The following is a 13,205-nucleotide window of genomic DNA, read 5'->3' on the forward strand; positions in this document are numbered from 1 at the left end:
GTGCCCGAACTAAACGATCGAAAAGACTCGGGTATTTGAAACCCTTCTTTTGACTTTGGCGTTCAAAACACTGGACGAAGCCGGTTCCTTGATCAATGATAGCGCTGACATTCACTTTGGCCGGGACTTCGGTAAGAATGAACTTAAGTGTTTGGGAGTATTTCGCCGAGAAAACGCAATAAACGTTTCGGGTGAATGTGCGGTTGGAGGATGGCCGCAAGACGGAAGAATGGGACCCCGAAAAGGGGCCGTGCAAAAAAGATCGCATATTGGGAGGAAAGAAAATGCGTAACTTACTGAAAACAAAATCTCTGATTGTGGCAGGGCTGTTGAGCACCACCAGCCTGGCGCAGGCGGAAGAGGTTGAGGTTCTGCACTGGTGGACGTCCGGTGGTGAAGCCGCCGCACTGAATGTTCTGAAAGACGACCTGTCCGGGCAGGGTATCGGCTGGACCGACATGCCTGTCGCCGGTGGCGGTGGTGAGCAGGCGATGACCGTTCTGCGTGCCCGTGTCACAGCCGGGAATGCCCCGACTGCCGTTCAGGCACTGGGTTTCGACATTCTGGACTGGGCCGATCAGGGCGCATTGGCGGACCTGAACGAAGTTGCAGCCAAAGAAGGTTGGGACGATGTGGTGCCAGACGCATTGAAGGCTTTTGCCAAGCATGACGGCAAGTGGGTTTCGGCTCCGGTCAATGTGCATTCGACCAACTGGGTGTGGGCAAACAAGGCGGTCCTGGATGCAAACGGTATCGCCCAGCCCACCAACTGGGACGAGTTCGTCGCGGCTGTCGAAGCGCTGAAAGCCGCCGGGATCACCCCGATCGCCCATGGCGGTCAGGCCTGGCAAGACGCAACCGTGTTTGACGCAATCGCGATGTCAACCCTGGGGGCGGACGGTTACAAGGCGGCGTTCATTGATTTGGACGAAGAAACGCTGGGCAGTGATGCTATGAAAGAAGCGTTCGATCGCATGTCCTTCATCGCCGCCAATGTGGACGAGAACTTCTCGGGCCGCGACTGGAACCTTGCCACCGCGATGGTGATCAATGGCGAGGCCGGTTTCCAGATGATGGGTGACTGGGCCAAGGGTGAATTCCTGAACGCGGGCAAAGTTCCGGGTCAGGACTTCCTGTGCTTCCGCTTCCCCGGCACGCAGGACCAGGTCACCTTCAACGCCGACCAGTTCATGATGTTCGACCAAGGCGGTTCGGTTTCAGCCGAGCAGGCCGCGTTGGCCAGCGCCATTCTGTCGCCAAGCTTCCAGATTGCATTCAACAAGGTGAAGGGTTCCGTTCCGGCCCGGACCGACGTGGATGGCAGCGACCTAGACGCTTGTGGTCAGCAAGGCATGAAGGATCTGGCCGCCGCTGCATCGTCGGGCAACTTGTTCGGTTCTATGGCGCACGGCCACGCGGCGCCGGCTTCGGTGAAAAACGCGGTCTATGACGTCGTGACGGCGCATTTCAACGGCGAGTATGACAGTGAAACAGCTGTGACCGAACTGGTCGACGCGGTTTCCATCGCCAAGTAATCCCGACTTGAACCTTCTGACGGGGCGGCTGCCTGGCCGCCCTGTCTTGAAAGGGGCAGGATAAGCCCCAAAACACCAACTCTGGAACGAGGAGGGCACGCCATGGCTGCTTCAGCCGACGCGGATTTCAAGACACGCCTTCAGAACTGGATTCCCAAACTGGTCCTGTCGCCTTCACTGGCGATGGTTCTGGTCTTCGTCTACGGGTTCATCCTGTTCTCGGTCTACCTGTCCTTCACCGACAGTCGTATTCTGCCCAGCTTCGGCTGGGTCGGCTGGGAGAATTACGACAAGCTCTGGCGATTGAGCCATTGGGAAACCTCGCTCATCAATATGGGGATTTTCGCGGGGCTTTATATCGTGATCTGCACCTGTATCGGCTTGGGATTGGCGATCTTCCTCGATCAGAAAATTCGCGGTGAAGGCCTGCTGCGTCCAATTTACCTGTATCCGATGGCGCTCAGCTTCATCGTGACCGGAACGGCGTGGAAATGGTTCCTCGATCCCGGCATCGGGCTGGAAAACGTGATGCATACTTGGGGTTGGACCAGTTTTGAGTTCGATTGGATCAAGAACCGCGACTTTGCGATTTACACCGTCGTGTTAGCGGCGGTCTGGCAGACCTCGGGCTTTGTCATGGCGATGTTTCTGGCCGGTCTGCGGGGTATCGACAATGAAATCCTGCGCGCGGCACAAATGGACGGGGCGTCGAACTGGAACCTCTATCGTCGGATCATCATCCCGCAGCTGAGGCCCGCTTTCCTGTCGGCTTTCGTGATCCTCAGCCACCTTGCGATCAAGACCTTTGACCTTGTAATCGCGTTGACCGGCGGCGGTCCGGGCCGCGCGACCGAGCTGCCCGCAACCTTCATGTATTCCTACACGTTCACGCGGAATCAGATGGGGATCGGCGCAGCCTCGGCCACGATCATGCTGATGACCATAGCCGCTATCATGATCCCTTATCTCTACGCTGAATTGCGGGAGAAACGCTGATGTCTCAGACTTCGCAAGATACCGCAATCCGCACGGGCCGCGTCACGCGCACGCTGATCTATCTGGTTTTGCTGCTGTTTGCACTGTTTTACCTCTTGCCGCTTTACGTGATGCTGGTGAATTCGGTCAAACCCTTGGAGGAAATCACTGGCGGCGGCATGATGAACCTGCCAGAGGTCTTCACGCTCGAGCCGTGGCTGCAAGCCTGGTCCTCGGCCCAGATCGGGGTCGAACCGACGGGCTTGCGCCCGTATTTCTGGAATTCGATCAAGATGGTTGTGCCCGCCGTTATCGTCTCGACCATTTTGGGCGCGCTAAATGGATACGTACTGACCAAGTGGCGCTTCAAGTATGACACCATCCTGTTCGGGCTGATGCTGTTTGCCTGTTTCATCCCATTCCAGATCGTTCTGATCCCGATGGCGCGGATGCTGGGCCTGATGGGCCTAGCGGGCACCACATGGGGTCTGGCACTGGTGCATGTGGTTTACGGCATTGGCTTCACCACGCTTTACTTCCGAAACTACTATGCCGTTTTCCCTACCGAACTGATCCGGGCGGCACAGATCGACGGGGCGGGGTTCTTCCAGATATTCTGGCGCATCCTGCTGCCCAGTTCAGGCCCTATCGCGGTGGTGTCAATCATCTGGCAGTTCACCAATATCTGGAATGACTTCCTGTTTGGCGCGTCATTTGCCGATGCCAACAGCCAGCCAATGACGGTCGCGCTCAACAATCTTGTGCAGTCGTCGACGGGGGTAAAGGAATACAACGTACATTTTGCAGGCGCCATTCTGGCCGCGCTGCCAACGCTGCTCGTTTATATCGTGGCCGGTCGTTACTTCGTCCGCGGCCTGATGGCGGGTTCAGTGAAAGGATAACGGACCATGGGTTTTCTTGATATCGACAACGCAACCAAGTCCTACGGTGCGGTCGAGGTGTTGCACAAGGTGGACATCTCGGTGCAGGAGGGCGAGTTTCTGGTGCTCGTCGGGCCCTCGGGCTGCGGCAAGTCCACCCTTCTGAACATGATCGCGGGGCTGGAAGAGATCACCAGCGGTGAGATCCGTATCAAGGATCAGGTGATGAACGGGGTTCATCCCTCAAACCGCAACATCGCCATGGTGTTCCAGAGCTACGCATTGTACCCCAACATGACCGTGGGGCAGAACATCACCTTCGGACTTGAAATGCACGGCGTGCCGAAACCCGAACGTGAAAAGGCCATGGCCGAGGTTGCCAAGCTGTTGCAGATTGAGCAGTTACTGGATCGTAAGCCGGGCCAATTGTCGGGCGGTCAGCGTCAGCGCGTGGCCATGGGGCGGGCTTTGGTGCGCAACCCTGATGTGTTCCTGTTCGACGAGCCTCTGTCCAATCTGGACGCCAAGCTGCGCGTCGACATGCGGACCGAGATCAAGAAACTGCACCAGAACCTTGGCACGACCATTGTCTACGTGACCCATGACCAGATCGAGGCGATGACCCTGTCCAGCCGGATCGCCGTCATGAACGGTGGATACGTGCAACAACTGGGTACTCCGCAAGAGATCTATGACACCCCCGCCAATATCTTCGTCGCCACCTTCATGGGGTCGCCCGCTATGAATGTGGTGCCTGCCAAGGTGGTGATGGTGGATGGGCGCCCCCAGGCCGAGGTCGCCTTGCATGACGGCGCAATGGCGCAACTGCCGTTCAGTCAGGACAACCTGTCCCATTGGGACGGGCGCGACATCCTGCTTGGTATCCGACCCGAGACGATCACGGATGTCGACGGGGCAGATCGGAAATCGTCGAATATCGCGCAGATGACCAACCGGATCGTCGTGACAGAACCGGCGGGGTCCGACACATTTGTGTCCATGACGCTGGGTGGTCGGGATGTGATTGCACGCATGCGGTCGGATGCAGAGGTTTCGCCTGGGCAGGACTTCACCTTTGCGGTCAACATGGAAAAAGCGGTGGCCTTCGATCCTGAAACCGAAAACCGCATTCAGGGATAGTCCACTGTGATGAAGGGCCTAAACGCATGACAACCGGCTACGACTTTATCGTCGTAGGCGGGGGGTCTGCCGGGTCCGTCATCGCCGCACGCCTTTCGGAAAACCCCGATCTGAGGGTCCTGCTGCTTGAGGCCGGAGGCGGCGACCGTCACCCCTTGTTCCATCTGCCCGCAGGCTTCGCCAAGATGACTAAAGGCATTGGGTCATGGGGGTGGAGCACCGTGCCGCAGCAGCACATGCAGGGCAAGGTGTTCACCTATACACAGGCCAAGGTGATCGGTGGTGGTTCGGCCATCAATGCCCAAATCTACACCCGCGGAGCGGCACAGGACTATGATGACTGGCGTCAGATGGGCTGCGAGGGTTGGGGTTACGCGGACGTTCTGCCTTATTTCAAGAAATCCGAAGACAATGACACATATGGGGGAGAGTTCCACGGCCAAGGCGGCCCGCTGGGGGTTTCCATGCCCGCAGCCCCTCTGCCGATCTGCGATGCGTTTATCGAGGCCGCCGGTCAGTTGGGTATACCAAAGACAACGGATGTGAATGGGGCCAAGCAGGACGGGGCGGGGTACTATCAACTGACCCAGCGCAGTGCGCGTCGGTCCTCTGCCGCGATGGCCTTTCTTGCGCCCATACGGTCGCGGCCCAACCTGACCATTCAGACACACGCGCAGGTGCGCCGGATCACGGTTGAAAACGGTAGGGCAACGGGCGTCGAATTGCTGGACGGCCGCAAAATCGTCGCCGAGGCCGAGGTGATCCTGTCCTCGGGGGCCATCGGCTCGCCCCGGTTGTTGCAACTTTCGGGTATTGGTCCGGCGGAGGCGCTGAGAGCTTTGGGAACTGATGTCGTCTATGACCAGCCCAATGTCGGGGCGAATTTGCAGGATCATCTGGACCTCTATGCGATATGCGAGGTTACGGGCCCGCATACCTATGACCGCTATGCCAAGCCGCATCTGTCAGCGCTGGCGGCTTTGCAATACCTGCTCACGCGCAAGGGCCCGGTTGCCTCCAGCCTGTTTGAGACGGGTGGGTTCTGGTATGCAGATGAAAACGCCCGCTCACCCGATATCCAGATGCATCTGGGCCTTGGCACCGGGATCGAAGCCGGTGTAGCAGCAATGCCAAATGGCGGTGTGACGCTGAACGCCTGTCATTTGCGGCCACGGTCACGGGGATCGGTTCGGTTGCGCAGTGATAATCCCGCCGACATGCCTCTGATCGATCCGAATTACCTGTCAGATCCTTATGATCGTGAGATGTCCGTTCGCGGGCTGAAATTGGTGCAGCAAATTCTGGCACAGGAGGCGCTGAAACCCTACATTCTGGCCGAACGCCTTCCGGGGCCGGATGTGCGCACGGACGAAGACTATTTCAATTTCATCTGCGAACATTCCAAAACCTCACACCATTGCGCCGGCACTTGCCGGATGGGCAGCGATACCGGAGCTGTTCTGAACCCGCGTTTGCGCTTCAACGGGATCGAGGGGCTGCGGGTCGCAGATGCGTCGATCATGCCAGCTGTCAACTCATCAAACACAAACGCGCCGTCGATCATGATCGGTGAAAAGGCTGCAGATATGATCAAACAGGACCACAACGTCTTCTAAAAAATGGCCATGCTGACGGGTCTGGATTTCTCGTGGTCCAGGGCCCATGGTCGATGGGTCTGAAAGGGCGCGCTACAAGAAACCGTTGTCGATTGCGATACATTGACGATACAAGGTTGTTATCGCCATCAATCCGTTGGAATTTTGAATGATGAACCCGCATGTGAGTGGCGGAATCGCTGAGTATTTTTTGGCCCGTTCTCGCATCGCGAAGGCGTTTCTTTTGCCAGATAAAATCTGCGGCGCGCGGCCGCCCGGCGGAAAGCCCGAATTGGAGGTTGCCCAGTGTTAGCGTTTGGATCCCGAAAGGCGCTCGCTATCGGCGAAGCGATGATCGAAATGGCGGATATAGGCAACGAAACCTATCGCCGGGGCTTTGCCGGCGATACGTTCAACACCGCTTGGCACATGGCACAACTACTTGGGGATGCGGCCGATGTCGGGTTTGTTACCAAAGTTGGCATGGATTCCGTTTCAGATGCTTTTGTCGAGCAGTCGCAGCAGGACGGGCTGGATGTCTCGGGCATTGGTCGATCAGAGGCTCGTACGATGGGTCTTTACATGATTGAGCTTGATGGGGTTGAGCGCAGTTTTCAGTATTGGCGGGATACGTCAGCGGCGCGGTTATTCGCTGACGATCTGGAATGGCTGGAACAGGCCGTGACCGGTTCGGGGCTGATCCATCTGTCGGGTATTACACTGGCCATTTTGTCTGAGCCCGCCCGTGAAACTCTGTTTGAAGCTTTGACCAAGGCGCGGGCGCAGGGAGCGATCGTGTCATTCGACCCTAACGTGCGCCCGCGACTATGGAGGTCTGCTGACGAAACGCGGAACGTTCTGGCCAGGTTCAATACGCTCACCGATATCGCTCTGCCCAGCTTTGACGATGAAAGCGCCCTGTGGGGCGACGAGTCGCCGGTTCAGACAGTTGACCGTTTGCGTCGCGCTGGCGTCGTTGAAATTGCAGTCAAAAATGGCGCCGCGGCTCTGACGGCGTTTTGCGACGATCATCTGAGCGAAGTTCCGACCCAATCCGTGGATGGTGTTCGCGACACATCAGGTGCCGGAGACGCATTCAACGCTGGATATCTTTCCGCTCGGTTCAAAGGCTGTGATCAGGAAAAGGCAGTTCATTGGGGGCAGAGGACGGCGGGCGAAGCTATCCGGCACTTCGGCGCGCGCATTCCCAAGGACAGAGTTCCGGAAATAGACTGATCATACAGTCTTGAGGCAGAACCTGTTCCCAAGACGGTTCTTTGGCATAGATGACAGATAGAACGATCGAAAATTAAATTCGAAGGGCAGAGTATGAAAACCAGAATTACCGAGCTGTTCGGCATCCAACACCCCATCATGCAGGGGGGGATGCATTACGTGGGTTTTGCAGAACTGGCGGCTGCGGTCTCAAACGCGGGCGGGCTGGGGACGATCACTGCACTGACACAAAAGACACCCAAAGATCTGGCCAATGAGATCGCGCGCTGCAAGGACATGACCGACAAGCCTATCGCGGTCAATGTCACCTTTCTGCCAACGGTAAACGCGCCCGACTACCCGGCCATCATCAAAACAATCATCGATGGCGGGGTGCAGATTGTCGAAACGGCCGGACGCAATCCTGTGCAGGTGATGCCCTACCTCAAAGAGGCCGGGATCAAGGTCATCCACAAATGCACGTCGGTTCGCCATTCGCTGAAAGCGCAAGAGATCGGCTGCGATGCGGTGTCGGTCGACGGGTTTGAATGCGGCGGTCATCCGGGCGAGGATGATATCCCGAACATGATCTTGTTGCCGCGCGCAGCGGATGAACTGGAGATCCCCTTTGTCGCATCGGGCGGGCAGGCGGATGGGCGCAGTCTTGTGGCTTCGCTTTCGATGGGGGCGGACGGGATCAATCTGGGTACGCGGTTCATCGCCACGAAAGAAGCTCCGGTGCATCAGAACGTCAAGGATGCCATCGTCGCGGCCTCGGAACTGGACACACGCCTTGTCATGCGCCCCTTGCGCAACACTGAGCGCGTTCTGACCAACACAGCCGTCGAACGTGTTTTGGAAACGGAGCGTGCCAAGGGTACGGAGCTACAATTCGAGGACATCATGAATGAAGTCGCAGGTGTCTATCCGCGCGTCATGCAAGATGGTGAGATGGATGCAGGCGCGTGGTCCTGCGGGATGGTTGCGGGGTTAATCCATGACATCCCTACCTGTCAGGAACTGATTGATCGGATCATGTCGGATGCCCACGAGATCATCACAGATCGCTTGGCCGCTTTTAGCCGGGATTGATCCGGGCGGAATGCAAATCTTGCTACAAAGCGAGGGTGTCGCCAAACACGTAAAGCAAAAGGAGAACCCAACAGATGAAACGAGCCGTTCTGGTTTCAACCGCCCGCACGGGTTTGGCCAAGTCCTTCCGGGGTGGGTTTAACAACACGTTTGGGGCCTCTTTGATGGGGCATTCGATCCAACACGCGGTTGATCGCGCCGGCGTTGATCCTGCCTTGATCGAAGACGCCTTCATCGGTTGCGGGTTTCCCGAAGGCACGACCGGCGCAAATATAGCCCGCCAATCCGTGCTGCGCGCAGGGTTGCCCGTGACCGTGGGCGCGACGACCATCAACCGGTTCTGTTCCTCGGGCTTGCAGGCGATTGCCATGGCAGCGCATGCAGTGGTGCAGGACGGGGTGCCTGCCGCGATTGCGGGTGGGGTGGAATCCATCACGCTAAGGGATCAGACACCGGGGCCTTTTGACCGCGACCCGTGGCTGTTGGAACATAAGCCCGACGTTTATCTAACCATGATCGAAACCGCTGATATCGTGGCCGCGCGCTATGGTGTCACCCGTGAAGCGCAGGACGAACTGGCGTTGGAAAGCCAGAAGCGCACCGCCGCTGCCCAGGCCGCCGGTAAGTTCGACGACGAGATCGTGCCGATGCAGGCGGTGCAACGGGTCAAAGACAAGGAAACGGGCGAAATCTCTGAAAAAGCCGTGACTATTGATCGGGACGATTGCAATCGGCCGAACACGACGCTCGAAGGTCTGGCCGGGTTAGAGCCGGTGCGCGGTGCGGACCAATTCGTGACGGCGGGGAACGCGTCGCAACTGTCCGATGGGTCGTCAGCCTGTGTGGTGGTGGACTCGGGTTTCGCGGCGCGGGAAGGGCTGGAGCCGTTGGGTGCGTTCATGGGGTTTGCCGTTGCCGGGTGCGAGCCAGATGAGATGGGCATTGGCCCGGTTTTTGCCGTGCCGCGCCTGCTGAAACGTCATGGATTGAAGGTGGATGACATCGACCTGTGGGAGTTGAACGAGGCTTTCGCCTCGCAAGCGCTGTATTGCCGTCAAACGCTGGGGATTGATCCTGAGATTTGTAATGTGAATGGCGGCTCGATCTCGATCGGGCATCCGTTTGGGATGACCGGCGCGCGGATGGCCGGCCACCTGCTGATCGAGGGCCGACGCCGCGGGGCGAAATATGCCGTGGCAACCATGTGTATCGGTGGCGGAATGGGCGCGGCGGGCCTTTTTGAGGTATTCTGACGAGTTTTTGTTCTGCATTGCGGAACAGAGTGCCGAATATTGACGCCTTTCTGACGGATTGCTAGAACAGTCGCACCGCATCTGAGGAGAATGCGTTGCACCGAATTCACCACTTGATCGACGGCAAGGACCCGGCAACGCTGGCGATCATCGACCATGATGAAACGCGGCTCAGCTATGAGGAGTTGCGGGGCGCGGTAAGGGAGGCCGCCCGGATGTTACGGGCGCATGGCGTGCGTCCGGGCGACCGGGTTGTTGTACTGGCCGAGAACTGCGCCACTTATGCGGCAGTTGTTCTCGCGCTCAGTGACTTGGACGCGTGGATCGTCCCGCTGAATGCGCGCGCGACCGAACAAGAGGTCGACACGGTCATCGCCCATTCTGGCGCGCGTTGCGTGATTTGCACATCGGATGTGTCCGATGCTGCGCGGGCCCATGCGCAACGGCTGGGGGCCGTTTCGTCGGGGCAGCTGAGCTGCGGGTCTCTTGTGATCTCACCTTTGCGGGAAGAAACGTCCGAACCGGTCGAAGCCGGCGCGGGGCAGGTGGCAGCGATCCTCTATACTTCCGGCACCAGCGGCGCACCCAAAGGGGTGATGCTGACCCATGATAACTTGCTGTTCACGGCCAACGCCTCGAAACAGAGACGGCAAGCAACGGCGGCCGATCAGTCGCTGGTGGTTCTGCCGGGGACACATATTTTCGGGTTTTCCTCGATCATCCTGACCACGTTTCTGGCGGGCGGCTGCCTGCGGTTTCAACCCCGGTTCGATCCGGTGCAGGTGATCGCTGGGCTGCACAGCGGTGCAACGATGCTGTCGGGCGTGCCGCAGATGTTTGCGTTGATCCTCAAACATTGCAAAGACAACGGCATAGACCGCGTGGACAGTGGATTGCGCTACCTGTCTTCGGGGGGCTCGCCTCTGGACCCAAGCTGGAAGCGCCGGGTCGAGCGGATATTCGGTTGTCCGATCCATAACGGCTATGGTCTGACTGAGGGGTCTCCGGGCATTGCCACCACGCAGCCCGAGAACCCGCCGCAGGACGACTCGGTAGGTCCTGCTTTGCCGGGGATCGACGTGCGGTTGGACAATCCCGGCGCGGACGGAGTCGGCGAGTTGCTGGCGCGTGGACGTAACATCATGAAGGGATATTACCGTAACCAGGAAGCAACCGCGCAGGCCTTTACCCCGGACGGCTTCCTGCGCACTGGTGATCTGGCGCGAATAGAGGAAGACGGGCGCATCTACATCGTAGGGCGCTGCAAAGAGGTCATCATCCATTCCGGCTTCAACGTTTACCCGCCCGAGATCGAAGCCGCGCTGAACGCCCATCCATCCGTCACGCAAGCCGCAGTTGTGGGCCGCGCGCGGGATGGGAATGAGGACGTGCTGGCCTTTGTAACCCTACGCGTTCCAGCGACCGTGGCCGAGTTGAAGGCTCATCTGGGGGAAACTCTGGTCCGCTACAAAATCCCCCATCACATTGTTGTCACCGACGCGTTGCCAGAGGCCGCGACGGGGAAAATTCTGAAACACAAACTGGTTCAGGCCTTTGCGCCCGAACTGGCACAACTGGATCAAGAGGCCAAGAATGCTTGACGCCTACATATATGACGGGCTGCGCAGCCCTTTTGGCCGCCATGGCGGTGCGCTGGCCTCGGTTCGGCCCGACGATCTGGCCGCACAGGTGCTGGAGGCGCTGGTTCAGCGCAGTGCTTTTGATGCTGCTGAGATTGAGGATGTCATTCTGGGCAATGTCTGCCAGTCGGGCGAAGACAGCCGCAATGTCGCCCGCTACAGCGCTCTGCTGGCCGGTCTGCCGGTCGAGGTCGGGGGGCAAACCGTCAACCGCCTGTGTGGTTCGGGCATGTCGGCGGCGCTGGACGCGGCGCGGTCGGTCACGGTGGGCGAGGCGCCTTTGTATGTGGCGGGCGGTGTCGAAAGCATGACCCGCGCACCCTTCACAATAGCCAAATCTGAAACTCCCTATGCCCGTCAGACGCAAATCTACGACAGTGCCATTGGTGCGCGGTTTCCCAATCCGCGCATTGCCCAGATGCATGGCGAATATCCAATGCCCCAGACCGCCGACAATCTGGCGCAGGATTACCAGATCACCCGCGAAGCCTCGGATCAGTTTGGATACGCCTCTCAGGTCCGGTTCGAAACCGCCCGCGCGCGGGGGTTCTTTGATGCCGAGATCACTCCGATCACGATCAAAGGCCGTAAAGGCGCGACCCATGAGGTGACGCAGGACGAACATCCTCGCCCGGATGTACAGCTTGAGAAAATGGCATCGCTGCGCACGATCTTTCCCGAAGGTGTGACGACGGCGGCCAACGCCTCGGGCGTCAATGACGGCGCGGCGATGCTGATGATCGGCGCCAAGACCGACCGTGCCAAGCCACGCGCCCGTATCGTGGCCGGTGCTATCGCAGGCGTGCCGCCCCGGATCATGGGGATCGGGCCGGCTCTGGCCATCCCAAAGGCCTTGGACCGCGCGGGACTGACCATGAACGACATGGACCTGATCGAGATTAACGAGGCATTCGCCGCGCAGGTTCTGTCCTGCTGCAAACATCTGGACCTGGACCCCGCTGACAGCCGCCTGAACCCGAACGGAGGCGCGATTGCGGTTGGGCATCCGCTGGGCGCGTCAGGTGCGCGGATCATCCTAACCGCTATGCGCTATCTTGAGGAAACCGGCGGGCGCTATGCCTGTCTGTCCATGTGCATTGGCGTAGGGCAGGGGATCGCGCTGATCCTCGAGCGCGTCTAAGCCGGATGCCGGACGCGGAACGAGACCGCCGCTTCGCCGCGACCCTGGCCAAGGGGTTGCGGATCATGCAGGCGTTCAAGCCCGACGATGCATCGCTGGGCAACCGCGAACTGGCCCGGCGCACGGGTATGCCGCCCTCGACCGTGGCGCGGATGACGTTCACGCTGGCCTCGATGGGGTTTCTAGAACAGTTGCACCCGTCCGAGGCGTACCGGCTGGGGCCCTCGGTCATGGCGCTGGGGTACACAGCGCGGGCGGGATTGTCCTTTTTGCCGATGGCCGAAAACATCATGCAGCAGTTGGCCGATGACACCGGCGTTCTGGTCGCCCTGACCATGCGCAACGGCGACGCGGTGATGCTGACGCGCTGCTGGCGACCGCGAAACGCGTCGTCACTATGGTTGAGTGAAGGGCATCGCATTCCGATGGAACAAAGCGCGGCGGGCCGGGCCATCCTGGCCGTGGAACCTGCGCAAGCGCGGGAAACAGATCAGGTGCGCACGGATCGCGAACAGTTGGAAAGCATGGGCTATGTGTCGTCTCTGGGCGGGTGGAACCGGGCCGTCAACGCCTGTGCAGTTCCCTTCAGCCCCGCCCCCGGTGCGCCGCCCTTTGCGTTTCTTTGCGGGGCCAACACGTCTGAGTTGGATCGCGAGAAACTGGAACAGATCGTGGGGCCGAAACTGCGCGACACGGTACAAACGCTGGGGCGCAGCCTAGGCATATGTGGTTGATAAC

At 59.1% G+C, this 13,205-nt stretch carries 11 protein-coding genes; all 11 read left to right on the forward strand.

All coding sequences use genetic code 11. The annotated features are described in order from the left end of the window. Positions 1 to 284 precede the first annotated feature (284 nt). On the forward strand, positions 285 to 1,535 hold the full coding sequence (locus tag ACR0DB_RS12710; RefSeq protein ID WP_480551318.1) for an ABC transporter substrate-binding protein: 1,251 nt from the start codon (positions 285 to 287) through the stop codon (positions 1,533 to 1,535). A gap of 102 nt (positions 1,536 to 1,637) precedes the next feature. Next, on the forward strand, positions 1,638 to 2,531 hold the full coding sequence (locus ACR0DB_RS12715) for a carbohydrate ABC transporter permease (protein ID WP_170773383.1): 894 nt from the start codon (positions 1,638 to 1,640) through the stop codon (positions 2,529 to 2,531). After that, entirely contained in the window at positions 2,531 to 3,412 is an 882-nt protein-coding gene (locus ACR0DB_RS12720; protein ID WP_170785834.1) for a carbohydrate ABC transporter permease, read from the forward strand. Before ACR0DB_RS12715 ends, ACR0DB_RS12720 begins: the two co-directional genes overlap by 1 nt. Positions 3,413 to 3,418: 6 nt before the next feature. After that, positions 3,419 to 4,531: an ABC transporter ATP-binding protein gene (locus ACR0DB_RS12725; RefSeq protein ID WP_480551320.1), complete on the forward strand. Its 1,113-nt coding sequence runs from the start codon at positions 3,419 to 3,421 to the stop codon at positions 4,529 to 4,531. A gap of 26 nt (positions 4,532 to 4,557) precedes the next feature. Then, on the forward strand, positions 4,558 to 6,147 hold the full coding sequence (locus ACR0DB_RS12730) for a GMC family oxidoreductase (protein ID WP_480551322.1): 1,590 nt from the start codon (positions 4,558 to 4,560) through the stop codon (positions 6,145 to 6,147). A 285-nt stretch (positions 6,148 to 6,432) separates the two neighbouring features. Beyond that, on the forward strand, positions 6,433 to 7,362 hold the full coding sequence (locus ACR0DB_RS12735) for a sugar kinase (protein ID WP_480551324.1): 930 nt from the start codon (positions 6,433 to 6,435) through the stop codon (positions 7,360 to 7,362). A gap of 93 nt (positions 7,363 to 7,455) precedes the next feature. Continuing rightward, entirely contained in the window at positions 7,456 to 8,433 is a 978-nt protein-coding gene (locus ACR0DB_RS12740) for an NAD(P)H-dependent flavin oxidoreductase (RefSeq protein WP_480551326.1), read from the forward strand. 74 nt (positions 8,434 to 8,507) lie between these two features. Continuing rightward, on the forward strand, positions 8,508 to 9,686 hold the full coding sequence (locus ACR0DB_RS12745; protein WP_480551328.1) for an acetyl-CoA C-acyltransferase: 1,179 nt from the start codon (positions 8,508 to 8,510) through the stop codon (positions 9,684 to 9,686). Positions 9,687 to 9,781: 95 nt separating this feature from the next. Next, on the forward strand, positions 9,782 to 11,287 hold the full coding sequence (locus ACR0DB_RS12750; protein ID WP_480551330.1) for a class I adenylate-forming enzyme family protein: 1,506 nt from the start codon (positions 9,782 to 9,784) through the stop codon (positions 11,285 to 11,287). After that, entirely contained in the window at positions 11,280 to 12,467 is a 1,188-nt protein-coding gene (locus ACR0DB_RS12755; RefSeq protein ID WP_480551332.1) for an acetyl-CoA C-acyltransferase, read from the forward strand. Before ACR0DB_RS12750 ends, ACR0DB_RS12755 begins: the two co-directional genes overlap by 8 nt. A 5-nt stretch (positions 12,468 to 12,472) precedes the next feature. Next, the gene (locus tag ACR0DB_RS12760) at positions 12,473 to 13,201 is read left to right on the forward strand and encodes an IclR family transcriptional regulator (RefSeq protein WP_170773399.1); all 729 of its coding nucleotides are present in this window, start codon (positions 12,473 to 12,475) and stop codon (positions 13,199 to 13,201) included. Positions 13,202 to 13,205: the final 4 nt, after the last annotated feature.

This window comes from Ruegeria sp. AB6 (assembly GCF_056542685.1).

Bases quoted from the DNA above. Each gene is read 5' to 3' on its own strand.
- ACR0DB_RS12710 (WP_480551318.1), top strand. From the start codon at position 285: ATGCGTAACTTACTGAAAACAAAATCTCTGATTGTGGCAGGGCTGTTG.
- ACR0DB_RS12715 (WP_170773383.1), top strand. From the start codon at position 1,638: ATGGCTGCTTCAGCCGACGCGGATTTCAAGACACGCCTTCAGAACTGG.
- ACR0DB_RS12720 (WP_170785834.1), top strand. From the start codon at position 2,531: ATGTCTCAGACTTCGCAAGATACCGCAATCCGCACGGGCCGCGTCACG.
- ACR0DB_RS12725 (WP_480551320.1), top strand. From the start codon at position 3,419: ATGGGTTTTCTTGATATCGACAACGCAACCAAGTCCTACGGTGCGGTC.
- ACR0DB_RS12730 (WP_480551322.1), top strand. From the start codon at position 4,558: ATGACAACCGGCTACGACTTTATCGTCGTAGGCGGGGGGTCTGCCGGG.
- ACR0DB_RS12740 (WP_480551326.1), top strand. From the start codon at position 7,456: ATGAAAACCAGAATTACCGAGCTGTTCGGCATCCAACACCCCATCATG.
- ACR0DB_RS12745 (WP_480551328.1), top strand. From the start codon at position 8,508: ATGAAACGAGCCGTTCTGGTTTCAACCGCCCGCACGGGTTTGGCCAAG.
- ACR0DB_RS12755 (WP_480551332.1), top strand. From the start codon at position 11,280: ATGCTTGACGCCTACATATATGACGGGCTGCGCAGCCCTTTTGGCCGC.
- ACR0DB_RS12760 (WP_170773399.1), top strand. From the start codon at position 12,473: ATGCCGGACGCGGAACGAGACCGCCGCTTCGCCGCGACCCTGGCCAAG.